The organism is Amycolatopsis thailandensis (genome assembly GCF_002234405.1).
Lineage (GTDB): Bacteria > Actinomycetota > Actinomycetes > Mycobacteriales > Pseudonocardiaceae > Amycolatopsis > Amycolatopsis thailandensis.
The window spans coordinates 1-26,979 of the sequence record NZ_NMQT01000078.1 but is presented as its reverse complement, the minus strand read 5'-3'; the positions used below and the strand labels follow the sequence as shown (position 1 = coordinate 26,979).

21 protein-coding genes are annotated in these 26,979 nt (G+C 69.0%); 17 read left to right on the top strand and 4 right to left on the bottom strand.

Annotated features, from left to right (window positions below):
* Positions 1-187 precede the first annotated feature (187 nt).
* Together CFP71_RS22400 and CFP71_RS22395 are read left to right on the top strand one after the other, a co-directional pair.
* A complete protein-coding gene (locus CFP71_RS22400) occupies positions 188-832 on the top strand; it encodes a class I SAM-dependent methyltransferase (protein ID WP_093935904.1) in 645 nt (214 codons plus the stop codon).
* The gene (locus CFP71_RS22395; RefSeq protein ID WP_093935903.1) at positions 825-2,195 is read left to right on the top strand and encodes a pyridoxal phosphate-dependent decarboxylase family protein; all 1,371 of its coding nucleotides are present in this window, start codon (positions 825-827) and stop codon (positions 2,193-2,195) included. The genes CFP71_RS22400 and CFP71_RS22395 overlap by 8 nt, the downstream gene beginning before the upstream one ends.
* On the opposite strand, the gene CFP71_RS22390 is transcribed toward CFP71_RS22395, so the two are convergent.
* Both CFP71_RS22390 and CFP71_RS22385 read right to left on the bottom strand, forming a co-directional pair.
* Positions 2,159-3,421, bottom strand: coding sequence for an FAD-binding protein (locus tag CFP71_RS22390; protein WP_093935902.1), 1,263 nt, complete (start codon positions 3,419-3,421; stop codon positions 2,159-2,161). The genes CFP71_RS22395 and CFP71_RS22390 overlap by 37 nt on opposite strands.
* Positions 3,422-3,512: 91 nt before the next feature.
* Positions 3,513-4,901, bottom strand: a complete 1,389-nt coding sequence (locus CFP71_RS22385) for an AMP-binding protein (protein ID WP_244199788.1) — start codon at positions 4,899-4,901, stop codon at positions 3,513-3,515.
* 172 nt (positions 4,902-5,073) lie between these two features.
* Here CFP71_RS22385 and CFP71_RS22380 point away from each other — a divergent pair, with 172 nt between their 5' ends.
* From CFP71_RS22380 to CFP71_RS22325, 12 genes are all read left to right on the top strand, one after another.
* Positions 5,074-10,410: a type I polyketide synthase gene (locus tag CFP71_RS22380; RefSeq protein WP_341866899.1), complete on the top strand. Its 5,337-nt coding sequence runs from the start codon at positions 5,074-5,076 to the stop codon at positions 10,408-10,410.
* 82 nt (positions 10,411-10,492) lie between these two features.
* Positions 10,493-11,746: a cation:proton antiporter gene (locus CFP71_RS22375; protein WP_093935900.1), complete on the top strand. Its 1,254-nt coding sequence runs from the start codon at positions 10,493-10,495 to the stop codon at positions 11,744-11,746.
* Positions 11,747-11,877: 131 nt separating this feature from the next.
* Complete coding sequence (locus tag CFP71_RS22370) at positions 11,878-13,122, top strand: galactosyltransferase-related protein (protein ID WP_244199787.1); 1,245 nt, start codon at positions 11,878-11,880, stop codon at positions 13,120-13,122.
* Positions 13,115-14,344, top strand: coding sequence for an MFS transporter (locus tag CFP71_RS22365; RefSeq protein ID WP_244199786.1), 1,230 nt, complete (start codon positions 13,115-13,117; stop codon positions 14,342-14,344). The genes CFP71_RS22370 and CFP71_RS22365 overlap by 8 nt, the downstream gene beginning before the upstream one ends.
* An 853-nt stretch (positions 14,345-15,197) precedes the next feature.
* Complete coding sequence (locus tag CFP71_RS22360; RefSeq protein WP_093935897.1) at positions 15,198-15,611, top strand: SgcJ/EcaC family oxidoreductase; 414 nt, start codon at positions 15,198-15,200, stop codon at positions 15,609-15,611.
* 4 nt (positions 15,612-15,615) lie between these two features.
* On the top strand, positions 15,616-16,416 hold the full coding sequence (locus CFP71_RS22355; RefSeq protein ID WP_093935896.1) for a TIGR03084 family metal-binding protein: 801 nt from the start codon (positions 15,616-15,618) through the stop codon (positions 16,414-16,416).
* Between the two features lie 40 nt (positions 16,417-16,456).
* On the top strand, positions 16,457-17,467 hold the full coding sequence (locus tag CFP71_RS22350) for a methyltransferase (protein ID WP_093935895.1): 1,011 nt from the start codon (positions 16,457-16,459) through the stop codon (positions 17,465-17,467).
* Complete coding sequence (locus tag CFP71_RS22345) at positions 17,467-18,408, top strand: PDR/VanB family oxidoreductase (RefSeq protein WP_093935894.1); 942 nt, start codon at positions 17,467-17,469, stop codon at positions 18,406-18,408. The genes CFP71_RS22350 and CFP71_RS22345 overlap by 1 nt, the downstream gene beginning before the upstream one ends.
* A 16-nt stretch (positions 18,409-18,424) precedes the next feature.
* Positions 18,425-19,660 carry a cytochrome P450 gene (locus CFP71_RS22340; protein ID WP_244199785.1) on the top strand — a complete coding sequence of 412 codons (1,236 nt, stop codon included), beginning with the start codon at positions 18,425-18,427 and terminating at the stop codon, positions 19,658-19,660.
* A 148-nt stretch (positions 19,661-19,808) separates the two neighbouring features.
* Positions 19,809-21,305 (top strand): MFS transporter, encoded by a 1,497-nt coding sequence (locus CFP71_RS22335; protein ID WP_208636012.1) that lies wholly within the window; start codon positions 19,809-19,811, stop codon positions 21,303-21,305.
* A 93-nt stretch (positions 21,306-21,398) separates the two neighbouring features.
* Positions 21,399-21,692, top strand: a complete 294-nt coding sequence (locus CFP71_RS22330) for a DUF1905 domain-containing protein (RefSeq protein ID WP_093935893.1) — start codon at positions 21,399-21,401, stop codon at positions 21,690-21,692.
* Positions 21,693-21,717: 25 nt separating this feature from the next.
* Positions 21,718-22,074 (top strand): VOC family protein, encoded by a 357-nt coding sequence (locus CFP71_RS22325; RefSeq protein WP_093935892.1) that lies wholly within the window; start codon positions 21,718-21,720, stop codon positions 22,072-22,074.
* Between the two features lie 587 nt (positions 22,075-22,661).
* Here the strand turns inward: CFP71_RS22325 and CFP71_RS22320 are convergent.
* Positions 22,662-23,522, bottom strand: a complete 861-nt coding sequence (locus tag CFP71_RS22320) for an alpha/beta fold hydrolase (protein ID WP_093935891.1) — start codon at positions 23,520-23,522, stop codon at positions 22,662-22,664.
* A gap of 28 nt (positions 23,523-23,550) precedes the next feature.
* On the bottom strand, positions 23,551-24,798 hold the full coding sequence (locus CFP71_RS22315) for a cytochrome P450 family protein (RefSeq protein ID WP_093935890.1): 1,248 nt from the start codon (positions 24,796-24,798) through the stop codon (positions 23,551-23,553).
* Positions 24,799-25,043: 245 nt separating this feature from the next.
* Here CFP71_RS22315 and CFP71_RS22310 point away from each other — a divergent pair, with 245 nt between their 5' ends.
* From CFP71_RS22310 to CFP71_RS22300, 3 genes are all read left to right on the top strand, one after another.
* The gene (locus CFP71_RS22310) at positions 25,044-25,496 is read left to right on the top strand and encodes a VOC family protein (RefSeq protein WP_093935889.1); all 453 of its coding nucleotides are present in this window, start codon (positions 25,044-25,046) and stop codon (positions 25,494-25,496) included.
* Positions 25,497-25,500: 4 nt separating this feature from the next.
* Positions 25,501-26,295, top strand: coding sequence for an SDR family NAD(P)-dependent oxidoreductase (locus tag CFP71_RS22305; RefSeq protein ID WP_093935888.1), 795 nt, complete (start codon positions 25,501-25,503; stop codon positions 26,293-26,295).
* 118 nt (positions 26,296-26,413) lie between these two features.
* The coding region (locus CFP71_RS22300; RefSeq protein WP_143267152.1) for an alpha/beta fold hydrolase at positions 26,414-26,979 on the top strand (566 nt) is incomplete at its 3' end.

The window sequence follows — 26,979 nt, the reverse complement described above, 5'->3', positions numbered from 1 at the left end:
GCCTGTTCCGCATTCTGGCAGCGGCCGTTGCGGGGCAGGTCCGTGAAGGCCTCCTTGCCTACCCTGAAGGTAGTGAAAGAGGCCTTCGCTACCTTCAGGATCGCCACGTTGGTCTCAGGTGCGCCAGCATTCACGCGCTCAGGTAAATGAGGGCGGCGGTTGAGTCCTCGAGCCGAACGGAGGCCACATGCCGCAGCGAACCGAGGATCCCTTCAGCGGCAGGACGCCGACCAGTCATGAGCGCATGACCGGCCTGCCCTGGGACGCCTCGTACCACGAAGGCCCGGCTCCCTGGGACTTCGGCGGACCTCAGCCCGCTTTCGTCAGGGCGGCGGGAAGGTTCACCGGCACGGTCCTGGACGCGGGCTGCGGATCCGGCGAGAACGCGCTCCACCTCGCGTCCCGTGGGCTCCGAGTGCTGGGCGTCGACGTCGCCGAGACCGCCCTCAGGGCCGCACGCGAGAAGGCCGCGCACAGAGGTCTCGACGCCGAGTTCGTGACGGCGGACGCGCTCCACCTGGAGCGGCTCCATCGCCGATTCGACACCGTGGTCGACTGCGGGCTCTTCCACGCCTTCGACGCCGAGGAGCGCGTCCAGTACGTCAAGAGCCTCGAAGCGGTCGCCGAGGGAACGCTGTACATCCTGTGCTTCAGCGACGAAGGCGAGAACACCGGGCCGCACCCCGTAAAACGTGAGGCGCTGACAGCCCCCTTCGGTGAAGGATGGCGGGTGAAAAGCATCGAGAAGGAGCGCGTCCGTACGAGGTTCCACGATGAGAACGGCGCTCCCGCCTGGTTCGCGACGATCGAAAGAGAGCCGTCGGATGAGTGAGTTGCGAGGTCTGCTGGCCGAGGTCGCCGCCCGGGTGGCCGACTACCGCGAAAGCGTGGCCGAAGCGCCGGTCTTCCCGGACGACACGGCCGGTGTCCGGGAGAAGCTCGGCGCTCTGCCCGAGACGCCCGCCCCGCCCGCCGACGTGGTCCGGCGGCTGGCCGACGCCGTCGAGCCCGCGCTGGTGGCGTCCACCGGGCCGCGGTACTTCGGCTTCGTGACCGGTGGCGCGCTCGACGCCGCGACGGCGGCCGACATGCTGGCGACCGGCTGGGATCAGCCCGCGTTCAACATGGCCACGTCTCCGGCCGCCGCGATCGTCGAGGAGGTGGCGGGCGAATGGCTCAAGGATCTCCTCGGCCTGCCGCCCACGGCCTCCTTCGGCTTCGTGACCGGCGGACAGGGCGCGAACACCGTCGGCCTGGCCGCCGCCCGTCATCACGTACTGGCTCAGGCCGGATGGGACGTCGAGCGCCGAGGGTTGCCCGGCGCGCCGCCGCTCCGGGTCATCGCGGGCGAGGAGCGTCACGCGACGATCGACCGCTCGCTGCGGCTCCTCGGCCTGGGCACCGACGCGGTCGAGCCGGTGCGCGCGAACGCGCAGGGCGCCATCGACGTCGCCGATCTCGAGCGAGTTCTCGATGGGCCCGCAATCGTTTGCCTTCAGGCAGGCAACGTGAACAGCGGAGCCTTTGACGACTTCGCCGCCGCGATCCGGATCGCCCACGAGCATGGCGCTTGGGTCCACGTCGACGGCGCCTTCGGGCTCTGGGCGGCCGCCAGCCCCGCGTTTCGTCCTCTGATGGCGGGAGTGGAACGGGCCGACTCCTGGGCGGTCGACGGCCACAAGTGGCTCAACGTCCCCTACGACAGTGGTTACGCCTTCTGCGCCCACCCCGAGTCGCATCGGGCCGCGATGTCGATGACGGCCGCTTACCTGACCGGCCAGGGTGACGGCGGCATGCGGGCGCCGGGCGACTTCGTGCCGGAGTCCTCTCGCCGGGCGAGGGGGTTCGCGACGTGGGCGGCGATCGGCGAGCTGGGCCGCACCGGGATCGCCGAGATGGTCGACCGCTGCTGCGCGCTGGCCCGCCGGTTCGCCGAACGGCTCGAAGCGATCGAAGGCGTCACCGTCGTGAACGATGTGGTGTTGAACCAGGTTCTCGTGAGCTTCGGCGCCGAAACGGACCGCGTGGTCGAAGCCGTGCAGCGGTCCGGCGAGTGCTGGATGGGCGCGACCACCTGGCACGGTCAGCGGCTCATGCGGATCTCGCTGTCCAACTGGACCACCACGGCAGCGGACGTCGATCGCGGGGTCGCCGCGGTTCAGGCGGCCTGGGCGGCCGTGGCGTCCAAGGGGTAGGCGTAGCTCGCGCCGCCGAGACGACGCGCGGTCGCGTGCAAGGCGGCGTTGGCCTCGCGCATCCGTCGCAGCGTCGCGAGATCTCCGGGCGGCGCGGTCCGCTGGACACCGAACAGCACGGTGTACCGATCGCGCGCCTTCGGGACGTGGGGCGCGGCGACCCGCGCCGTCGGGAACAGATAGAGCAGCACGCTCCCGCCGACGCCGAGCAGATCGGGCGTCAGGCCCGCCAAAGCGTCGCCGAGCACCTTTTCGGCGTGAGTGCCGGGAAGCAGGACGTTCGCCCTCGGATGCGGGTGATACCACGAGCCGGCCGACCGCAGTTGCGCCTCGATCGGCCGGATCCGGTCGACGAACTCCCGGTAGGTCGCCTCGACGATCTCGGCGGAATCGTGCCGGAGGTCGTCGATCGGTTGCGGCTGTGAGGAAACCGCCTCCAGGACGAAACGCCAGCGTCCGTCCGCGAACTGTGCTTGACCGTCGACATGGTCGAAGCGGAGTTCGTCCACCAGGCGCCGCTGATCGCCGAGATACGCGCCGAGATCGTGATAGGTCAGGCGATGCCGCCGGACCTTCGAAGGCGCACGGGTCAGCGCGACGGTGGCGCGCGTGATGATCCCGTGCCGTCCCTGCGTTCCGCGCACGGCGTCGAACAGGTCCGCGTTGCCGGTGGGCGAACAGGTCACCAATTCGCCGTCGGGGGTGACGACGTCGAGGTCGTGGACGTTGTCGGCCTGCGAGCCGAACCGGTGGCTCGCGCCGCCGAAACCGCCGGTGGACAGCAAACCACCGACGGAAAGCTCCAGATAGTCCGGGAGTACCGGCGGGACAGTGCCGGTGCGCAGCGTCGCGTCGACGACGGCGCGCCAGCGTGCGCCGGCGTCCACACTGATCCGGTCCGGGTCGAAGGGGCGGACCCCGCCGAGCGTCGACATGTCGATGACGATCCCGCCGCTGACCAGGGCCTGGCCGTCGACGGAGTTTCCGCCGCCGCGGGCCACGACCGGGATCCGGTGCGTCCGGCCGAAGCGGACGAGCGCAGCCACGTCGACCGCGGTGCCCGGGAAAGCGACGGCGAGCGGCCGCCGGTGGACGTGGCCGCCGAAGTCCCGCTCAGCGTCCGCGAGGTCACGGTCGCGGACGCTGAGCGTTCCGGCGAGTTCGGGCAGTGCCACGGCTCCGCGTCCGGGGATCGGCAGCCGGGGTGGGATATCGTGGTGTGCCACGGAATGCGACCTCCGGTCCGGGGAACGGCCCTTCCCTCGGCAATGACGGTAATCGTCTTCGAGGGCGTCCGGCCTCTTCCCGATTGCGGGTTCAGGCGGCGTCGGGGAGCCGGACCTCAAGGTGTGAAGCGATGTTCGCTCGCAGCGCCTTCTTCTCTCGCTCGGAAACCACGAGGTAGCCCTCGGGCGTCAGCCGGACGATTTCGCCGGTGTCATACCAGCCGTCGGCGAACGATCGCGCGTTCAGCTCGGGGGATCGGTAATAGCCGCGAGCCGTGTACGGGCCGCGGACCAGCAGGATGCCCGGCTCGCCCGGGGCCACCGGCGAACCTTCGTCGTCGACGAGGCGGAGCTCGTCATGCGGCGAGATCGGCTTTCCCCGGGTGTGCAGGATCAGCTCGTCCGGATCGTCGAGCCTTGTCAGGCACAGAAGTCCTTCACCCACTTCGAAGACCTGCTGCAACGTACAGCCGAGCTTCGGCCGGACTCGCGCCGCCAGCGACGGATAGAGCTCGGCCGAGCCGATCTGGATCATCTCCAAAGTCGACAGATCGATCCCCGGTTCCGAGTCCAGGTACTCGATCCAGCGACGCAGGATCGCCGGCACCGCGGACGTCGCGGTGATCCGCTCGCGTTCGATCAGCGGCAACGCCTGGTGCGGGGCGGAGGACGGCGCGATGACGACCCGGCCACCGGACAGCAGCGCGCCCAGGAACCCCGGCCCGGTGCCGGCTCCTTGCCCCAGCGGCAGTACCGCCAGATACGAGGTGCCCGGACCGAACCGGCAGATCTCCGAAGCGGTCTTGATCATGTAGCTCAAGTCGTTGCCGCTGCGCGGAATCAGCTTCGGCCCGCCGATCGTCCCGCCGGAGAGCAGGAAGGTCGCGACGGCGTCGCCGTTCGGGGCGGCCGCGTCGAGTGCTCGCGAGACTTCGGCGGGTTCGTCCGCGACGAACAGCGCCCGGAGGTCGATGTTGCCCGGATGGACGTCCTCGCCCATCACGAACACGAGTCCGTCCGGCAGGACTTCGCGGGCGAGCGCCTGATGGTCGAATCCTTTGTGGACATCCGGAACGATGATCGCGCTCGCCTCCGCTTTGGCGAGGATGCCCCTGAGCTCGTGCTCGCCGAGCCGCGGCACCGTCCACACCGGGACGGCGCCGAGCCGTAGACAGGCGACCGTGGTGACGACGAACTCCCAGCAGTTCGGCAACCGGATGACGACCCGGTCGTCGGCGCCGATACCCGCCGCGCTCATCCGGATCGCCGCGCCGTCGGCCTTCGCCAGCAGCTCACCGAAGGTCAGCCGCGTCTCCCCGTCGACAAGACAGACCTCGTCCGGGTACTTGCGTGCGGCTGCGGTCAGCTGCGTCCCCAGCGACCGGCCTTCCCAGCAGCCCTCGGCGAAATAGCGGTCCGCGACACTTCTCGGCCACCGCACGACTCCCGTCCCGGTCGACCGACCCGCTGATGCCGGCATGACTCCTCCTCGCTATGGGGCCCGATCGGACACTCCCACGGGCCGCGAGCGGGAGCGTCTCGAACCTTGCGCTCGCACTCGGGGATCGCTCGAGGATCACGCGCAAGCAGTCGAGGAGATGCCGAAGACGGTTGTCAGGGCCGAAGCTTTCCCCTACATAGACGCGCCGGAATTGTGTGTTGTCTCCGATCGGGCGACCTATTCGAGGAGCGAGGACTTGAGCGAGTACAAAGCACCCGACGAAGCCATTGCGATCATCGGAATGAGTTGCAGGTTCGCTCCAGACCTCGACTCACCGGAGAAATTCTGGGAATTCCTCGCAGATGGCAAGAGCACCGTCAGCGACATGCCCGAGAAGCGGTGGAAGGCTTACGCCGCGGGCAGTCCCCAGGCCACGGCCATCCTGAGGGGGACCACGATCCGTGGTTCCTTCCTCGACGACATCGAGGGATTCGATGCCGACTTCTTCGGCATTTCCCCGCGTGAGGCGGACTTCCTCGACCCCCAGCAGCGATTCATCCTCGAACTGGCCTGGGAGGCGCTGGCGGACGCGGGTGTCCCGCCGCTTTCGCTGCGCGACTCCGACGCCGGGGTGTTCGTCGCCGCGAACTCGAACGACTACGGCCGCCGCCTGCTGGAGGACATCCCCCTCACCGGCGCGTACGCGGTCAACGGCACGACGTTCTACGGGATCGCGAACCGCGTTTCCTACTTCCTCGACGTCCGCGGCCCGAGTATGGCCGTCGACACCGCCTGCGCGGGCTCGCTGACGGCCCTGCACATCGCGGCGCAGAGCCTGCGTGCCGGCGAGACGTCCATCGCGCTCGTCGGTGGCGTCAACATCATGGCCACCCCGGCGCTGAACGTCGCGCTGGAAGGCGCGGGCGCGATGTCGCCGGACGGCACCAGCAAGGCCTTCGACAAGAACGCCGACGGCTACGGCCGCGGTGAGGGCGCCGGCGTCATCGTGCTGAAGCTTCTTTCGGAGGCGGTCCGCGACGGCGACCCGATCCAGGCCGTGATCCGCGGCAGCGGCGTCTTCCAGGACGGCCGCTCCGAGGGCATGATGGCGCCGAACGCCGACGCGCAGGCCCAGATGCTGCGCGAGGTCTACCAGCGGGCGGGTGTCGATCCGTCCACTGTGGACTACATCGAGGCGCACGGCACCGGCACCCCGACCGGTGACGGTGAAGAGGTGGAGGCGCTCGCCGCCGTCATCGGTGCCGTGCGGTCGGCGGAGAACCCCTGCCTGGTCGGCTCGGTGAAGCCCAACATCGGGCACGTCGAGGGCGGTTCCGGCATCACCGGGGTGATCAAGACCGTGCTGGCGCTGCGCAACGAGCAGATCCCGCCGAGCCTGCACACCGAGCCCAACGACGCCATCTCGGCTCCGGACTCCGGCCTGAAACTGGTCGGCGAGAACACCCCGTGGCCGGCGGGCGGCGCCACGCGCCGTGCCGGTGTCTCCAGCTACGGCGTCGGCGGCACCATCGCCCACGTCGTCCTCGAAGAGGGCCCCGTGGCGGCGGAAACCCAGGCACGCAAGGACGGCGACGACGGCACGCGGAAGGTCTTCCCGATCTCCGCCATGTCGGAGGCGGGTCTTCGCGGGCTGGCCGGTTCGGTCGCGGACTGGATCGACGCGAACCCCGGGGCGTCCCTTTCGTCGATCGGGTACACGCTTTCGCAGCGGCGTTCGCACCTTCCACAGCGGGGCACGGTCATCGCCGCCTCCACCAGGCAGCTGGCCGAGCGGCTCCGCGCGATCGCCGTCGACGAACCCGCTCCGGGCATCCTGCTGGCCCGGGCGGGCGAGCAGAGTGACGGCGCGGTGTGGGTCTTCTCCGGGCACGGTTCACAGTGGTCCGGCATGGGCCGCCAGCTGCTCGCCGAGCACACCGGATTCGCCGCCACGATCGACTCGCTGGCGGGGGTGTACCAGGAGGAACTCGGCTGGACGCCGCGCGAAGCGATCCTCGACGGCGGTCCCTGGACCGCCGCGCACGTCCAGGCGCTGACCTTCGCCATGCAGGTCGGTCTCGCCGAGGTGTGGCGCAGCCGGGGTGTCAAGCCGGGCGCGATCATCGGGCATTCGGTCGGCGAGATCGCCGCCGCGGTGGCCGCCGGGACGCTCGACGTGCTCGAAGCCGCCCGCTTCGCCTGCCGCCGCGCGGCCGCGCTGCAACGGCTGGAGGGTGACGGCGGCATGGTGCTGGCGAGCCTGTCCTTCGCCGACGTCCAAGCCAAGCTGGGTGACCGCCCCGACCTCGTCGCGGCGATCTCCGCCAGCCCGACGTCGACAGTCGTCTCCGGCGACAAGGGCGCGATCGCGGAACTCGTCACGCGCTGGCGTGAAGAGGGCATCGACATGCGGGTCGTCGACACCGACATCGCCTTCCACAGCACCCACGTGGACGCGGTGCTCGAAGAGGTCGCGGCCGCGGCCCGGCAGCTCAACCCGCGGACGCCTTCGGTCAGCCTCTACAGCACCGCGCTGACCGACCCGCGCTCCGGTGACGCCCGCGACGGCGACTACTGGGCCGGCAACCTGCGCAACCCCGTCCGCTTCGCCGAAGCGGTCACGGCCGCGTTCGAGGACGGGCACCGGGTGTTCGTCGAGATCTCGTCGCATCCGGTCGTCTCGCACTCCATCATCGAGACCGCCGAGAGCCTCGGCATCGACGACCTCGCGGGCTGCGCCACCTTGCGGCGCGACACCGACGAGGTCGGCACCCTGCTGCACAACCTCGCCAAGCTGCACGTCCAGGGCGTCGAGATCGACTGGACGCGCGACTTCCCGGAGGGTGAGCTGCTGGGCATCCCGGCGGCCGCGTGGCAGCACCGTCCTTATTGGATCTTCCCCGAGAACGCCGGTTCGGCGGGTCTCGGCAGCGGGCACGACCCGGAGAGCCACAGCCTGCTGGGCGGCCGGATGACCGTGTCCGGCGCCCCGTCCCGGCAGGTCTGGCAGACCCGGCTCGACATGGACAGCCGTCCGTACCCGCAGAGCCACGGCCTGGTCGGCGTGGAGGTCACCCCGGCGGCGTCGATCATCAACACGTTCGCCCTCGCGGCGGAGGAAGAGATCGCGCCGGCGCTGACCGACATCGTGCTGCGCACCCCGCTCGCCGTGCAGCCCGCCCGGATCGTCCAGATCGTCAAGGAGGGCCGGTCGCTCGCGCTGGCCACCCGGATCGCGGACGACACCAGCGCCGAGGACGACGAGTGGATCACGCACACCACCGCGACGATCGACACCGGCGCGAAGGCGCCGGAGGGCCGGATCGACTTCGCCACGATCCGCGACCGCCTGCCGTCCGGTTCGCTCACCAAGGCCGACGAGATGTTCGGCCGGATGGGTGTCGAGGGCTACGCGTTCCCGTGGGACATGAGCGAGCTGTACTACGACGACGTCGAGCAGCTCGCGCTGATGGACTGCGTCGCGCCGCCCGCGAAGCTGGCCACCAGCTGGGCGCACGTGATCGACGCCGCGCTCACGATCAGCGCGATGGTGGTCTCGCCCGGCCACGCCACCGTGCTGTGGATGTCGCGCGGCATCGAGAAGGTGGCGTGGAAGGGCGAGCCGCCCGCGCGGATCATCGTGCACGCCACGCGTTCGCCGAAGTCGCCGGAAGACACCGTCGACGTGCTGGTCGCCAATGAGGACGGCGACATCATCAGCGAGGTCATCGGCCTGAAGTTCGCGGCCGTCGAGCACCTGGGCACCGCGGTCCTGCCGCGCGACCTGGTGCACGAGATCACCTGGCACGAGCTTCCCGAGGCCACCCTGGCCTCGGACCTCGACCAGATCGTCGTGGTCGGCTCGCCCGCCACCACCGGCACGCTGGTGGAGCAGTTCACCGCCGCGGGGGTCACGGCCACCGCGGTCGAGGTCGCCGCCGACGGCGAACCGCTCGACCTCACGGCCGGACTGTTCGCGAACCCGGGCGCGGTCGTCGTCGCGCCTTCGCTGGCGGCGGAAGGCGAGCGCCTGGAGGACGCGACCGAACGCGCGACGTGGTCGCTCGTCCGCACCGCGCAGCGGATCGCGGAACTGCGGTCGACGTCGAAGGGCGAGGTCGCGGCCCAGCGGATCTGGGCGCTGACCGGCTCCGTCCGCCAGGGCGCCGACGAACGTTCCGTCGCGCACGGCCCGTTGTGGGGTGTCGGCCGCGTCATCGCCGGAGAGCACCCGGAACTGTGGGGCGGCACGATCGACGTCGAGCACCCCGCGGCGCCGGACCTCGGTGCGCGGCTGATCGAGGTCTTCCGCGGCCCGGCCGGTGACGAGGACGTCATCTCGCTGACCGGCGCGGGTGCGGAAGTGGCCCGGTTGAGCCAGATCACCCGCAGCGCGGACGGTTCCCCGCTGCACTGCTCGCCTTCGGGCACGGTGCTGATCACCGGTGGTCTCGGCGGGCTGGGGCTCGAGGTCGCTCGCTGGCTGGTCGACCGCGGCGCCCGCCGCCTGCTGCTGGCGGGCCGCCGTGGCCTGCCGCCGCGCAAGGAATGGCCTTCGGTGACCGACCCGGACGTGCGGCACCAGATCGACAGCGTCCTCGGGCTCGAAGCGCTGGGCGTCACGGTCGGCGTGCTGGCGCTCGACATCACCGACGAGGACGCGGTCGCGTCGGCGCTGGAGCCGGGCGCGCTGGGCCTCCCGCCGGTGACCGGTGTCATCCACGCCGCCGGTGTGGTCAACGACGCGCTGGTGGACAAGGTCGACCAGGAAGGGCTGCGCGACGTGTTCGCGCCGAAGGTCGGGGGTGCGCTGGTGCTGCACCGGCTGTTCCCGGCGGGGTCGCTCGACTTCTTCGTCCTGTTCTCCTCGTGCGGTCAGTTCGCCCGCCTTTCCGGGCAGGCGAGCTACGCGGCGGCCAACTCGTTCCTCGACGCGCTGGCCACGCACCGCAACTCCGGCGGCACCAACGACACCATCAGCCTCGGCTGGACGGCGTGGCGCGGTGTCGGTCTGTCGCAGGACATCGCGACGACGATGCTCGAAGCGAACTCTCGTGGCCTGGAAGCCGTTTCCGCGGCGGAGGCGTTCCGGGCGTGGGCGTTCGGCGACCGGTTCTCGTCCGACTACCAGGCGGTGCTTCGGGTGCTGCCGACGCCGCCGCACCAGCGGAAGCTGCCGATGTTCCGCGAACTCACGGTGGTCGACGAGAGCACCGAAGGAAACGCGGGCAACGGGTTCAGCGTCGACTTCGCGAACCTGTCCGAAGAGGAGACTCGCGAAAAGGTCACCAGCGACGTCCGCGAACAGGTCGCGGCGGAGCTGAACCTGGAGGCGGGTGACATCGAGCTGAAGCGGCCGCTGGTCGAACTCGGTGTCGACTCGGTGATGACGGTGGCGCTGCGGGTGCGGTTGCAGCGGCGCTACGGGCTGGACCTCCCGCCGACCATCCTGTGGGCCAGGCCCACCGTGGCTGCGATGTCCGACCACGTCCACACCGGCCTCGCCGAACTGGCCGAGGCGGGCGAAAACCAGGCCGAAGCGGCCTGATCTCCTCAGTCGAAGGGCGTGGGTGGCCTCGAAGGCCGCCCACGCCCTTCGGTGTCCGTAGTTCCTCCAGAGAGGCGCGCTCATGGCCATCGAACCGATCACGCGGTTCCTGCTCGCCGTCGGGGCGATCCTGCTGGTGAGCCATTTCTGCGGGGAGGTCCTGCGCAGAATCGGGCAGCCGCCGGTGCTCGGCGAGATCGTCGGCGGCCTCCTGCTCGGCCCCTCGGTGCTCGGGCTGATCTGGCCTTCGGCCGGCACATGGCTCTTCACCGCCGACGTCCTGTCCAGTTTGGACAGAGCGGCGCAGCTGGGCCTCGTGGTGTTCATGTTCCTGCTCGGCTGCGAACTGCGCACCGACCGGATCGAGCGCAAGTCCCTGGTCGGCGCGGTGGTGCTGGGCGGAATGGGACTGCCGTTCGCCGCCGGGATCGGCGTCGCGTTCGCGGCGTCGTCCGTACTGGCCGGCGCGGACGCCCCGAAAACCGGTTACGTACTGTTCTTCGCGCTCGCGCTGGCCATCACGGCGTTGCCGGTACTGGCCCGGATCCTGGTCGATCTCGACCTCGACCGGACCGGGCTGGGCGCGCTTTCCCTGACCAGCGCGGCGATCGGGGACGGCGTCGCCTGGCTCACCCTCACCATGATCCTGGTGGGCATCGGGCAGCACGGCGACGGGAACGTCGTCATGACGGCGATCCTGGCCGTGGTGCTCGTGGTCTTCACGCATCTGGTCGTGCGCCGGATACTCGGCAGGCTGGTCACCAGGATCGAGTCCGACAAGGTGCTGACCGTGCTGTTGCTCGTCGGCGCGATCGGCTTCGCCGTGCTGACCCAGCTGCTCGGACTGCACGCGTTACTCGGCGCTTTCCTGTTCGGGACAGCGGTTCCGCGCGATTGCCCCGCCGTCGAGCGGATCAGCGCGCAATTGCGGGGCTTCACCGTCGTCGTGCTCCTCCCGTTGTTCTTCGCGCTGGTCGGGCTGAGCACCTCGATCGGCCTGCTGGGCGCGGATCTTTCGCATTGGCTGCTGTTCGCCGGGATATTGGTGGTGGCCCAGCTGACCAAGTTCATCGGTGCCGGCGGCGCGGCCAGGCTGGCGGGATTGCCCGGCAGACAGGCGATCCAGCTCGGCACGCTGATGAACTGCCGCGGTGTCACCGAACTCGTCGTCGCCACGATCGGGTTGAAATACGGGTTGGTCAACCAGTTGGGGTTCACGATCCTGGTGCTGGTCGCCGTGGTCACCACCGCGATCACGGGACCGTTGATGCGGTTCCTCGGCCGCCGGGAAAAGGCGCCCGCGAAGCCGGAGATCTTCGAGATCGTCGGCAATTGAGAAGACGTACCGCCCCGTCACCGACTGTCACGCTCGGTATCCGAGTCGTCAAGAATCCGAGGGACGGAGGAGCAGTGCAACCGCATCCCTGTGACTGCAGCCCGATGTGCGTGTTACGGGCGACCAATCCGATGCAGATCCGGCCGACCCGCACCGGCGGCAAGACCTTCGCCTCGGCATCGGCGTATTGGAAGGCCGAGCCGGGGAGCGCGGATCTCGCGGGGCGGATCGTCCGGTACGTCGTCCTGGCCCACGATCCCGCCGTCCCGGCCGTCGCCGCCGACTATTGGATGCACAGCGAACGCTTCTACCGCGCCGTGGTCGACCCGCTCGAAGCCGTGATCGGCCACGACCTGGCGTACCGGCGGCTCGTCGCGCAGCCGACCGACACCTTCGCCGAACGCCGGCTCGAAGAGCGTGTCGTCGCGCTGCTCGACGAAAACCCCGAACTGGCCGGAAAACTGGCTCGTGAGGCCGACGCCGCGGACGACAACGTCTACATCAACTACTTCCGCGGCAGGCTCTACGAACCGGAAGCCGGGCCCGCCGGTCTCGACAGGCTGGTCGAACTCGCGAGTGGCCTGCGTTCACGGCCGTCCGGCACCGGCGACGAGATCCTCGTCGTCGTCCCACTGTCCGATCGGGACGGCGCGGGCCGGATCCGGAACCTGACCGCCTGCCTGCTCGCGTTGCGCGACCAGACCTTCCCGGCCGACCGGTATCGCGTCACCGTCGTCGAGTTCGACGAGAAACCGCGCTGGAAGCACGTCGTCGAGCCGCTGGCCGACCACTACGTGCACATCAAGGGCGAAGGACCGTTCAACAAGTCCTGGACACTGAACGTGGGCGTACGCGAAACCGTCGGTGCGGCGAGGACGCTGTGCCTGCTCGACGCGGACATCCTGGTGGACCGGGAATTCCTGGAGCGCAACCACGCGCGTTTCACCGACCAGCGCGCCGACGCGCATCTGCCGCATACCGAAATGCTGTCGCTGGACGCGCCGTCGAGTGATTGGCTGATCGAACGGCGATGCGGCGAGAACACCCCGGAGGCGCCGCTGGCCGGGGCGCGCGGACTGCTGTTGCGCGACGTTCCCGGCGCGTGCCTGTGGACGCGGCCGGAGATCTTCCACCGCATCGGCGGCTTCGACGAACGCTACAAGGGCTGGGGCGGCGAGGACGAGGACATGCTCTACCGCATCTCCGCGGCGGGCGATGTCACGCAGTACGACGACGTCTTCCTGCACCTCGCGCACCGGCGGCCGCCGATGCGCGACGCCGAGGGGAAACCGCTCAACGCGCACGTGGAAGTGGGCAGCTGGACCGGCGAGTCCGGGTTCGGGGACACGTCCGGCGTGGCGAGCGGCGATGAGTAGCGGGCCGGAAATCCATCCGGTGAAGGAAGTGCGGCGGCAGCGGATCGCGATCTCGGGGATTTTCCTGATGGTCGGGATCATGCTCGGTTCCTGGTTCGCGCGGGTCCCACAGTTGCGGATCGAACTCGGGCTGAACTTCGCGGAACTGGGTATGGTGCTGCTCGCTCAGACCGTCGGTGTGCTGCTCGCGATGCAGCTGGCGGGGCATCTGTCGAACCATCTCGACAGCCGCGCGGTCATCCGCGTCACTTCCCTTGTCCTGCCGTGGTTCCTGCCGCTCATGGCGGCGATGCCGGGCGCGATCACCGCCGGGCTCGGGATGCTGACGTGGGGTGTCATCGCCGGGCTTCTCGACGTGTCCATGAACGCGCAGGGCGTCGAGGTGGAACGGCGGGCGCGGCGGCCGGTGCTCAACAGCCTGCACGCGGTCTGGGGCATCGGCGCGCTGCTCGGCTCGGGCGGCACGGTACTGGCGGTGCGCGCGGAATGGTCGCTGAGTTCGCATTTCTGGGTCGTTTCGGCGGTGCTCGTCGCCATCGCGTTGTTCAGCGGACGCCGGCTGCTGACCGAGGAGCGTGCTTCTTCGCGCGCGGAGGAAAAGGCGCCCAAGGTCGGCTTCCTGTCCGGCTGGACTCGCGCGGTGATCGTCCTCGGTGGCCTCGGCGCGGCCGTCGCGCTGTGCGAAGGCGCGGTGTCCAGCTGGGGTGGGGTGTTCCTGAGCGAGCAACGCGGGGCGGCGGCGAACATCGCGTCGCTGGGCTACTTCGCGTTCATCGTGGCGCAGACCGGGACCAGGCTCGTCGGTGACCGGCTGCACCGGCGATTCGGCGCGGTGGCACTGGTCCGGTGGAGTATGGCGATGACCGGGGCGGGCGTCCTGGTGGCCGTCACCGTGCCCAGCGTGTGGTTCGGCCTCGCCGGGCTCGCGATGGCCGGTGTCGGGCTCGCCGTGGCGATCCCGATCATCTCCAGCGCGGTCGGGCACGGCACGAAGTCCAACACCAGCCTCGCGATCGCGCGGTACAGCACGCTGCACAACGCCGGCGTGCTCGCGGGTCCGGCGATCTTCGGCTGGCTCGCCCAGGAGTTCGGGATCAGCGCGGCGCTGGCGTTGCTGCTGGTGCCGCTCGGGGTGATCACCGCCTTCGCCGCGGCCACGGCTCCCGCTTCGGTGCGCGCGGCGGCTTCGACGGCGGAGCCGGTGGTCTCTCGGGCCGCGTAAGGCAGGTGTCGTGAGTGGCGTTTCGGGTTCTATTTGTGCGGTAGGTCAAATATGGAATGGTCGATCCTGCCGAGCAGACCTTCTTCACTGCGGCCGGTCGCGGTCCGAGTGTCCACATGGGACACTTAATAGTGAGTGAGCGCCCGATTCATGCCCGTATGGGCTTTTCTGCGTGGGGTCGTGAGTGGTAAAGAGGGTTCTAACCCTCTTTACCACTCACGACCCCTTCGCAAAGCCGCGCAAAGTGCCCAAAACGGGCGTTCCGGCTGGAAGGGGTGTCTCATGTGGACGGCCGAAGTCGCGATCTGCTCCCGCAGGCCAGTTCAGGCCGGGCCGCCAAAGCCCTGCTCGTCAGGAGACTCGATCACGCACCTTTGCCTTGCCTCTCAATAACCCGAACCGCCTCACGACCACCTCGGGCCGATCTGTGCGTGGGTGGTGACGGGATCGCGCCGGTCCGGCGGCAGGGGGCGGCGTTCAGTGGACTCGGTGCGCCGTGTTGCGAAAGCCACTTTCGCAACCTTCAACGTTGCGAAAGTGGCTTTCGCAACCTCCTTGGCCGGCGGAGAGGCGACTTCGCCGAGACCCTGGCGCCTAGCGCAAGGAAGGGGTCCTTCATGTACCTGCCACGTTGGGCGAAAGTGGCGCCGGGTGAGGGGTGTGTGGAAATAGGGACGTCGAGTGTCCCTATTTCCACACACCTCCTTCGGTTCTGGTCGGCACAGGGACTGTCGTGCCGCACACGGTGAGAGACACCGGCACACCTGTAGCAGCATGGAAGAGGACACCTCCGGGGCGGGCTCGCGACACTGGTGCGGACGGAAGAACCACCGGTGCGCGAGGAGAAACAGACGTGACCACGACTGAACGCCCCACTGCAACGCCCGCCGACCAGGCCGCCGTCGCGGCGCTGCCGCAGCGCATCATCGCCGCGTGGGGTGCCCACGACGCCGATGCCTTCGCCTCCGTGTTCGCCGACGACGCCACCATGATCATCTCCGGCGTGCACGTCAAGGGCAGGCAGCAGATCCGCGGCTTCATGGCGGGCGCCTTCGCCGGTCCCTACCAGGGGACCCAGGTCGTCGGCACGCCGTTCGAGCTGCGGCAGATCGGCCCGGACGTGATCCTGCTGCTGACCGAGGGCGGGGTCCGGAGCAAGACCGAGACCGAGGTCAAGCCGGAGAACGTCGTCCGCGCTTCCTGGCTCGCCGTGCGCGAGGACGGCGAATGGCGGCTGGCCGCCTACCAGAACACCCCGCGGGACTGAAGCGATGAGCCACGAGGCCGTCATCGCCGATCTCTCGGCCGAGGCCGGGAGCTTCGAGGACCTGCTGACCGGACTGTCCGACGAGGACTGGGCCAAGGTCACCCCCGCGGTGGGCTGGACCGTCGCGCACCAGGTCGGCCATCTCACCTTCGTGTACCGCATCGCGGCGCTGGCCGCGTCCGACCCGGAGAAGTTCACCGCGATGACCTCGACTATCGGGGAGCGCGGTGGCTTCGACGCCGTCGTGTCGGCCACCGCCGCCGAGCATCTCGCCGAAGGCCCCGCGGCACTGCTGGGGCACTGGCAGGCGGCACGGAAGGCCGCGGTGGGCGCGCTCGCCGCCGTCCCCACCGAGTCCACCGTGCCGTGGCTGGTCAACCCGCTTCCGCCGACCGTGCTCTGCGCGGCCGGGATGATGGAGGCCTTCGCGCACGGTCAGGACATCGCCGACGCGCTGGGCATTCGCCGCGAGCGGACCGACCGGCTTCGCCGCATCGTCGATTTCGTCGCGCTCACCTGGCAGTTCGGCTACGAGTCGAACGGACTGACGCCGCCGGCGAAGCCGTTCCGATTCGAGGTGTCCGGCCCGTCCGGGGAGACCTGGTACGCGGGTGCGGGCGACGCGGAGACGGGGCTCATCACGGGGCCGGCCGAGGACTTGGTGCTGCTCGCGACCCGCCGTCGCCACCGCGACGACCTCGACCTCAAGGGTGACACGGCCGCGGCCGAAGAGTGGCTCGGAATCGCGCAGGCCTATCGCGGTCCCAAGGGCGCCGGGCGCGCTCCCGGCCAGTTCCAGCACTGAGGTCGAGCCGGAAGACACCTACTACCGATGAGGAAGACGCATGTCGGACGATTCAGGCCGCGTCGGTCTCCGGGCACTGGCCGATCTGGCGTCCCCGATGGCGATCCGGGTGGCCGCGACACTGCGGGTCGCCGACCACGTCGCCGACGGCCGGGACACCGCGGAGAAGATCGCGTCCTCGACCGGGACCGACGCCGGTGCCATGGATCGGTTGCTGCGGCATCTGGTCACCATCGGGCTGTTCACCAGTGACGACGCGGGCACCTACGCGCTGACCCCGGCCGGTGAACCGCTGCGGGAGGATCACCCGAAGTCGCGGCGGGCCTGGCTCGACATCGAGGGCGCGGTCGGCCGGGGTGATCTCGCGTTCGTCGAGCTACTGCACACGGTCCGGACCGGGGAGCCCGCCTACGTGGAGCGCTACGGCGCTCCCTTCTGGGACGATCTCCGGTCCGACCAGGTGCTTTCGGCGTCGTTCGACGCATTGATGGGCCACCACATCGCGCTCGACAACGACGAGATCGCGGTCTCGTACGACTGGGCGAAGCTCGGACACGTCATCGACGTCGGCGGCGGGAGCGGCGCGTTGCTCGCCACGCTGCTCCAAGCGCATCCCGGACTCCGCGGCACGGTGCTGGACCAGCCGGGCCCGGTTTCGGGCGCGCGCCGGACCTTCCGGGAGCGCGGCGTGCAGGATCGGGGATCGGCCGTGGAAGGCGACTTCTTCGAGCCGCTGCCTTCGGGCGCCGGGGGGTACGTCCTTTCGGCGATCATCCACGACTGGGACGACGAACCGGCCGTCGCGATCCTGCGCCGGTGCGCCGAGGCGGCTGGCCCGGACGGCGTCGTGCTGGTGCTGGAGAACGTCGGCACCGACGGCGAATCGCCCAACACCGAGATGGACCTCCGCATGCTCGTCTACATCGCGGGCAAGGAGCGCGGCCTCACCGAACTCCGGTCGCTGGCGGAGCGCGCGGGCCTGGTGGTGCGCGGGGTGCATCCGGTCGGGGACCGGCCGACCGTGTCGATCGTCGAGCTGGTCCGCGGCTGATGTCGCGGGTACTGGCGCTGTCGGTGACGGCCAAGGACGTCGTCGCCGACGATGTGGTCGTCCTCGGCCTGGAGCATCCCGGTGGGGAGCGCTTGCCCGACTGGACGCCCGGTGCGCACATCGACCTCGTGCTGCCGGGCGGGATCACCCGCCAGTATTCGTTGTGCGGGGACCGCTGGGACGCTCACCGCTACCGGGTCGGGGTCCTGCGGAAGCCGGACGGACGAGGCGGGTCGGCGTACGTGCACGACCGGCTCCGGCTCGGTGACACCGTCGGCGTCGGACGACCGCGCAACAACTTTCCCTTGGTACCTTCGGAAAGCTATCTGTTCTTCGCCGGCGGTATCGGGATCACGCCGCTACTGCCGATGATCCACCAGGCGGAACTGCTCGGCACGGACTGGCACCTGGTGTACGGCGGCCGCGGCCGGGCGTCGATGGCCTTCCTCGACGAACTCGCCCGCTACGGTGATCGCGTCCACCTCGTGCCGGAGGACGAACTCGGCAGGCCCGATCTGAACGCCTGGCTGGATGAGAGGCGCGACGGCGTCAAGGTGTACTGCTGTGGTCCGCCGGGACTCCTCGAAGCCGTCCGGATCGCGTGTGCCCACTGGCATCCGACGGCGTTGCGGGTCGAGCGGTTCTCGGCGAGGGAACAGGCGCCGGTGCGGGACGCGCCGTTCGAGGTCGTGCTGTCCAGACAGGGAAAAAGCGTTGTCGTCTCGCCCGGCGTCACCGTGCTGGACGCCGTGCGCACGGCCGGGGTGCACGTGCTGGCCTCGTGCATGGAGGGCACCTGCGGCACCTGCGAGACCGCCGTCGTCGACGGCGTGGTCGACCACCGTGACGCGCTGCTCACCGACCACGAGCGGGCGACGGGCGACTGCATGTTCCCGTGCGTGTCCCGCTCGTGCGGCGATCGGCTGGTGCTGGATCTCTGACACCGACGGAGGAATCGTGACCGCGACAACCGGCGTCAGGCCGTCGTTGCCGACGTTCGACATCGACCCGTTCAGCCACGAAGTGCTGGCGGACCCGCATCCGCACGAGGCACTCCTGCGCGACGCGGGGCCGCTGGTCTATCTGAGCACCTACGGCGTGTACGCGATCGCGCGCCATGAACACGTGAACGCCGCTTTGCGTGACTGGCAAGGCTTTCAGTCCGGTGCGGGGGTGGGGCTGTCGAACTTCCGCACCGAAAAGATCTGGCGGCCGCTGAGCGTGGTGATCGAGGCCGACCCGCCGCATCACGACGCCCCGCGCCGCGTGCTGGCGGAGTTGCTCAGCGCGCGTTCGCAACGGCGTTTGCGTACACAGTGGACAGTCGCGGCGGAGTCCATGGTGGACCGGCTGCTGGCCGGCCGTCCGGTGGTGGAATTCGACGCGGTGCCGTCGCTCGCCGAGGCTTTCCCGCTGCGGGTCTTCCCGGACGCCGTCGGCATTCCCGAGGCCGGACGCGAGAACCTGCTGCCCTTCAGCGACTTTCTGCTCAACGCCTTCGGCCCCCGTAACGACCTCGTGGCGGCGGGCGCGGTGGGAGCACGGGAACGTTCGGTGTGGGTCAACGCCCACTGCGAACGGGAGGCACTCGCGGAGGGCGGCTTCGGGGCCCGGATCTGGGCGGCCGCCGACCGTGGGGACATCACCCACGAACAGGCGCCGCTGGTGGTCCGTTCGCTCTTCGCGGCGGGCGTCAACACCACGGTTCACGCGCTAGCGTCGATGCTTTACGCCTTGGCGACGCACCCCGAGCAGTGGGAGCGGCTGCGCGCCGAGCCGGAGCTGGTGCACGTCGCGCTGGACGAGGCGGTGCGCTGGGCATCACCCGTTCAGTCGTTCTTCCGGACCACGACCGGTGACGTCCGGGTCGGCGACGCGACGATTCCGGACGGTGAGAAGGTCCTGTTGAGCGTCGGAGCCGCCAACCGTGACCCGCGGCGCTGGGCCGCTCCGGACGCTTTCGACCTGTCTCGTGATCCTTCGGGACACGTCGGTTTCGGGTTCGGCGTCCACCAGTGCGTGGGCCAGCATCTCGCCCGGCTGGAGGCGGAATGCCTGCTCACGGCCTTGGTGGAGCGGGTCGCGAGCATCGAGCTCGTGGGCCCGGGACGGCGGCGGCTCAACAACACGATCCGGGCTTGGGACTCGCTGCCGGTGCGGGTCCGGACGACCGGGCCGGGGCACGGGGTATGAGGAGCACATGTCGCACTCATGTCCTATTCACTGGTGACGGAGAGTACCGGCTGCCACACTTTCAAGTGCCTGCCAGAGAGCCGGCGTGGCCGTGTCGGCCCGCTGAGCGTCGCGCCACGCGCCGGAAAAATTGATTAGGGAGACGAGCGTGACCACAGTCAACTCGAGTTCGAGTCCGGAAGGGGTCGAGTCCCCACAGGCGGCGGATCCGCGCCGATGGTGGGCCCTCATCCTCCTCTGCGGGCTGCAGGCCATGATCCTGCTGGACATGACCGTCGTGAACGTGGCGCTGCCGCGGATCCAGCAGGACCTCGGGTTCACCGAGTCCGGCCTGGCCTGGGTGGTCAACGGCTACGTGCTGATGGCCGGCGGGCTGCTGATCCTCGGCGGCAGATTGGCCGACGTGTTCGGACGGCGGCGCCTGCTGCTGACCGGCGTGGCCATCTTCGCCATTTCCTCGGCGCTGTCCGGTTTCGCCGTCGCGCCGTGGATGATGGTGATCGGCCGGTTCGGCCAGGGCATCGCCGAGGCGATCGCCGCCCCCGCGGCGCTCGGCCTGATCGCGCTGCTGTTCCACGACCCGAAGGAACGTACCAAGGCGCTCGGGCTGTGGGGCGGCATCATCGCTCTCGCCGGCACCTTGGGCTACGTCATCTCCGGTGTCCTGACCGACCTCGCGTCCTGGGAGTGGCTGTTCTTCATCAACCTCCCGGTGGCGCTCGTGGTGCTGGTTCTCCTGCCGCGGCTGGTCAATGAAAGCCGCATGGTGCGCGAGAACAACGCCGGGCTCGACATCGCCGGTGCGCTCACCCTGACGCTGGGTCTCGTCGGCGTCGTCTACGGCCTGCTGCACGCCGCCGAGCACCCCTGGGGTTCGGCGCTGGTGATGGTTCCGCTCGTCGGCGGCGTGGTGTTGCTGGTGGCGACGGTGCTCATCGAACGCCGGGCGAAGAACCCCCTTATCCCGCTGGACTTCTTCGCCAACCGGACCCGTTCGGCCATCAACTTCGTGACGTTGTTCTTCATGGCGGCGTTCATCTCCTACACCTTCATGATGACGTTGTTCGCCCAGAAGATCCTGGGATACTCGCCGCTGCAAGGTGGTCTGGCGTGGCTGCCGCTCGGCCTCGGCATCGGCGCGGGTATCGGCCTCGGCACCGGACTCATCCCGAAGCTCGGGGTCAAGGTGGTCGCGTCCGTCGGGTACGTCGGCGCGGGTGCGGGACTGTTCATCACCAGTATGGTCGACCTCGATTCCTCTTACGTGGGCGGCCTTATGCCGGGGATGATCGTGTTCGGGTTGTTCGCCGGGGCCACCATGCCCGCCGCGACCAACGCCGCGCTGCACGGCGTCACGGTCCAGGACTCCAGCCTGGCGTCGGGCGTGCAGAGCACCATGCAGCAGGTCGGTTCGGCACTCGGCCTCGCCGTGCTGGTGACGGTCGCCATCCGGTACGCCGGGGACGCGATCGCGACCGGCGCCGACCCGCGGATCGCCATGACCGAGGGCTACACGCTGGCGTTCCGGATCGGCGCGGCGCTGATGGTGCTCGGCGGTATCCTGATCGCGGTGCTGTTCGAAAAGGTCGCCACCGAACTGCGTGACCCGACGGCCGAGCGCCTCGAGGTCGAAGACGCGGCATGATGAATTCGTTGTAACCGGTCCTGCGGGGAGGTTCTCGACCTCCCCGCGGGGCTTGTCCCGTTTAATGCCCGGAGAACAAGGAGACCGAACCTCATGCCGGCTGCACCCAAAACCCCGGAGAAGATCGACCACCAATTCACCTTGCCGCTGATCAAGGAGAACGGGAGCGGCTGGATCTGTGTGGTAGTGCCCAAATCCGGTGAGCTCTTCGGAACCAGGAAGGCCGTCAAGATCGGCGGTACCATCGACGGCCAGGACTTCCAGGCGACCATGCTGCCGCTCGGCGACGGGACGCACATGATGCCGGTCAAGGCCGCCCTGCGTAAAACCCTGAAGAAGGACGTCGGCGACGACGTCAAGGTCCACCTCAGCCAGCGTTTCAGCTGATCCTTTGAGAAAGGTGTGAACAGTAATGACCGACGCTAGTGCCACCCCGGCCTGGTTCGACATCTCCACTCCCGATTCCGAGCGGGCGCGGAAGTTCTACAACGAAATGTTCGGTTGGAACGTCCTCGCGCTGGACGGCACCTATGCGCTGGTGGGCGCCGAGAACAGCCCGCCCACGGGCGGCATCGGCCAGGCGGGCCCGGACAGCCCGTACCTCGGCGTGGTCGTCTACTTCCCGGTCGACGACGTCGACGCGGCGCTGGAGCGGGCCGAAAAGCTCGGCGGCAAGCGCACCCTGGAGCCGACCGACACCCCCAACGGCCGGATCGCGGCGTTCACCGACCTCGACGGCTACAACATCGGCATCAAGAGCTCTTCCTGAACTTGTGGCGGGAGACCTGGTCTCCCGTCAGGTGATGCGCGTGAAGGCCCCCTTTCCTCGGCTGAGCCGAGGGAAGGGGGCCTTCACGCGCTGTCGTCGCGATCGGTGAGTCTGCTGCGGCCAGAGGTGGCGTCCGCGGGCGGCCGCCGTGGCCAAGTGATGCCGAAGCGCACTGGGTGGTCTCTCACCTATCTGAAGCGCGTGGAGGCTGGTGCACCTGGGGCCAATGTGGCGATCCTGAAGTAGCGAAGGCCTCCTTCCCTACCTTCAAGGTAGGCAAGGAGGCCTTCACGGACCTTGACCTAACCCCGAATCGTCACTCACGATCCCGACGTCGCGAAAGCCACTTTCGGGACATCAGACGTCCCGAATGTGGCATTGGGGACACTCAACGTCCCCAATGCCACATTCGGCGCACACCCCAACGGCGGCAGCCGCGCGAGCGGTGAGCTCACCTCGGCGAGTGTCCCTTGTGGACAGTCGAGCCGCCCGCCGGCGCCTTCGGTGCCGAACTCACCCCATAAACGCCGGAAGGGCCACAGCGCCGAAAACCGGCACCGTGACCCTTCCGCGGTTCGCGGGCGTCGTCACGCTTCGAAGTACTCCATCAAGGTGGGCGCCCATGCCTTCTGATCGAACAGGTGGTCAAAACCTTCCCGCGTGAGAAGTTCGCCGCGAGGGATCTCCTCGGCGATCCTCGCGCACGCGTCGTGGATCTCCTTGATCCCGTCGTCCCCTCGCATGAGCAGCGTGGGCACGGTGATCTTCCGGATCTCCTCGTACGGGATGTCCAGGTGGTCCTTGCTGATCATCGCGTCGTAGTACGTCGACGGCGCCATGGACTCGAACGCCTTCCAAGCCGGGTGGCTCTTGAAGTGCTCGATGTTCTCGTCCTTGATGAAGCCGACGACGTCCCGCGCGAAGATCGTGACGACCTCTTCGCGACGGTCCTCGGCGATCAGCTGCTTGAGCTTCGCCACCTGCTCGGCCGTGGCCGTCTCGGACCAGTACGGGGGTTCGTACAGGGCGAGTTTGACCATCGGCGCGCCACCGGCCGCGGCCAGCAGCGCGATGACGCCGCCGGTGCAGTTGGCGAACACGTGACACGGCTCGCCGACGGCTTCGAGCACCGCACGCAGGTCGTCGATCTCGAGCTGGATCGTCCACTGGTCCGGATCGCCGTTGCCGCTCTCGCCACGGCCGCGCCGGTCGTAGTTGAAGACGCGGAACCGTTCGGACATGGCCGTCGCGAGCGGCGTGAACATGGCGCGGTCGTTCAGTCCCGCACCGACCACCACGACGGCCGGGCCGGTTTCCCCGAACTGCTCGTACGCGATCAGCGTGCCGTCGGCCGACACCGCCTTTTGCAGCACACTCTCGTGTTCCGCGTAGTCGAGGTTGAGGTCACCGAGGATCCCGCCCCCGCTCTCCGCCGTTTTGTCTGCCATGTTCGGACTCCTTCGACTGCTACTGGGGTCAGACGCCGACCGCGGACTTGCCCTTGAGCAGGACGGGCAGGCTCTCGTGGCCGTTGACCACGAAGCTTCCCTGTCCGACGAGCTCGGAGCGGTCGACCGCGAGTTCGATGTCGGGGAAACGCTCGAACAGGGCGGGGATGCCGGTCATCCACGCGCTCTTCGCCAGCCGGGCGCCGATGCAGTAGTGCACGCCGAAGCCGAACGAAAGGTGCGTCTTGTCCTCCCGCAGCGCGTTGAACTCGTCCGCCGTCTCCCCGTGGATCTTCGGGTCGCGGCCGACACCGGCGAAGTCGACGAGCATCACGTCACCCTTGGCGATCTTCACGCCGCCGAGCTCGACGTCTTCGGTGGCGAAGCGGAACGGCAGGTGCGCGACCGGCGACTCCACCCGCAGCGTCTCCTCGAACACCTCCTCCCAGGCGATCTCCCCGGCCTTGACCTTCGTGAGCAGTTCGCGGTCGGTCATCAGCGCGACCGAAGCGTGCGCGAGCGCGTTGACCAGGGTCTCGGATCCGGCGCCCAGCAACAGGTGCAGGGTGCCGATCATCTCGGAGTCGCTCAGGCGCGAACCGTCCTCTTCCTTGGCCGCGATCATGCCGGTGGTGAGGTCGTCGCCCGGGTTCTCGCGCTTGTACTGCACCAGGTTGGAGATCGCCACCTGCCAGTTCGCCAGGTTCGCCTCCGCGACCTCGGCGGTGATGCGGGTGTCGATGTTCTTGTGGCCGCCTTCGAGCACCTCCGCGCGGACGTCCACCGGAACACCGAAAAGGTCGCACATCAGACGGGTCGGCAGCTCCATGTGGAAGCGGGCCTTGATGTCCACGACCTCGTCGGGGGCGGCGGCGGCCAGGTCGTCGAGCAGCTCGTTGACCGTGGAGTCGATGTGCTCCTGCATCGCGTCGACCCGGCGCTGGGTGAACGCCTTCAGGAGCAGCTTGCGCAGCCGGGCGTGGTCGGCGCCGTCCTGCGTCGCCATGGTGTCCATGGCGGCCCAGGTGATCAGCGGCCAGCCGTCCGAGATCTTGCCGTCGATGTAGTCGGGCCAGTTACGGCGCGGGTTCTTGGAGAACAGCGCCTCGTTGCCCATGATCTCCTTGGTGAGCTCGTAGTCGTGCACCGACCAGGCGAGCACGCCGTCCGGGAGCTCGACCCGAGCGATCGGGCCCTGTTCGCGCAGACGAGCGGTCTCGCCGTGCGTGTCGGTGCCTTCGGGGTTGAGGACGTAGGGGCACACGGCGTCTGACATGAGACACGACCTCCAGTGGTGGTCCATTGTGGTGACCGATTGGCTTTTCAAGCTAAACCCGGTTTCGGCGGCTTAACGTCTTCGGGATTGCGGGCCTGCCGTGGGCTTTCGCGCCGGTTCCCGTCCTGGCAGTCCTGAAGAAGAAATAGAGGGTCCGCGCGCCGTAATCTCGCAAAAGATCACTAAAACGGCGCGGTAGGCGTCAAAGATCCCTTTCCGTCACGCCCGACTTCAGGAGAGCGCACATGGACATCGAACTCGTCCCGCCGCCGGCCACCCCGCTTCCCGAAACCCCGCCGGGTCTGCCGGGTCTGCACCACGCCACCATCACCGTCACCGACGTGGACCGCAGCGTGGCCTGGTACAGCGAGATGCTCGGCATGGTGCAGTGGATGAAGGAGGAGTTCCCGGGCGGTCGCGCCGCGGGTCTGATGCGCCCCGGCACCCAGGTCTTCCTCGGGCTCGCTTCGCACGACGGCAACGAGGGTGAGTCGTTCGGCGCGCACCGCACCGGACTCGACCACCTCACGTTCGCGGCCACCGATCGCGAAGAACTCCGCGCCTGGCACGCTTTCCTGGTCGGCAAGGGGGTCGAGTGCAGCGACCTGCGTGAGTACACCGAGCCGCTTCCGTTCGCGCTGTTCACCTTCACCGACCCGGACGGCGTCGCGCTCGAAATCTTCCACGTCGAGGGGTAGGGCCATGACCGACGCACCACTTGCCGTCGTGACCGGGGCTTCCTCCGGTATCGGCGCGGAGTTCGCCCGGGTCCTGCTCGACCGCGGGTACCGGGTGCTGGCCGTGGCCCGTCGTGCGGACCGGCTCGCCGCGCTCGCGGAGGGTACCGACGGGCGGCTGATCCCCGAGGTCCAGGATCTCACCGCGGACGGTGCGATCGAGCGGGTCGCCGCCCGCGCCGAGGAACTCGGCGGTGCCGATCTGCTCATCTGCAACGCCGGTCGCGGGTTGCAGGGCCGGTTCGTCGAGACGGCCCGGTCCGAGACCCTCGAGATGTTGCGGCTCAACGTGCTCGCGAGCGTCGACCTCACGTCCCAGGTGGTACCCCGGATGGTCGAGCGCGGCTCGGGCGGGGTGATCGTGGTGGCGTCGTCGCTGGGCTTCTTCGCGACCCCGAACCTGGCCGCCTATGGCGCCAGCAAAGCGTTCCTGCTGTCTTTCGCCGAGTCGTTGTCCACCGAGCTGAAGGGCACCGGCGTCCAGGCCATGGCGCTGTGCCCTGGGCCGACCATCACGGAGTTCAGCGAGGTCGCCGGCCTCGGCGACGCGGTGGAAAAGACTCCCGGGCACACGACCGCCGCCGAAGTGGTGGCGGGCGCGCTCCGGGCCTGGGACGCCGGCCGCGTGGTCACCGTCCCCGGCACCGTCACCCGGCTGATGACCGCGGCGCTCGACCACGCGCCGCGCGCCATCGCCCGCCGCGTGATGGAGAAGGTGTTCCGTTCCCCGGAAGAAGCGACACAGATCCCGGCGGCTTAGTGGATCTGATCCGGGTCAGGAGAAGCCCGGTCCGGTTCGCCGGGCCGGGCTTTTCCTGGTATATCAAAGCTTTTCGTCCGATCGAGACAGGCACGACCTGGAGCAGAATGGCAGGCTCATGACCAAGACCCATACGCTCGACGTCCCGGGCGCACGTGTGCGCTATGAGGTTCGCGGCGAAGGACCGTTGTTGTTGCTCATGGGCTCGCCGATGGGCGCGGCGGCCTTCGAGCTGCTGGCCGACGAGCTTTCGAGCGACCACACCGTGGTCACCCACGACCCGAGGGGCATCGCGGGCAGTCCGCTGCACGACCCCGACGAGGACTCCACCCCCGAGAAGCGCGCGGACGACGTCGCCGCCCTCATCGACGCCGTCGGTACCGGGCCCGCCGACGTGTTCGGCACGAGCGGCGGCGCGATGACGGTCCTCGCGCTGGCCACGCGGCATCCCGGCCTGGTGCGGACGGTCATCGCCCACGAGCCGCCGGTCCTGGAGTTTCTGCCCGACGCGGCCGAACAGCGGGCCAAGACCGACGACGTCATCGACACCTGCCATCGGCACGGGCCGATCGAGGCGTACGCGAAGTTCGCGGCCAACTCCGGCCTGGACACCGAAGAGCAGGGTTCCCCCGGTGCCGCCGGCCCGTCCTCGGCGCAGGATCTCGCCGACGCCGCCCGGTTCTT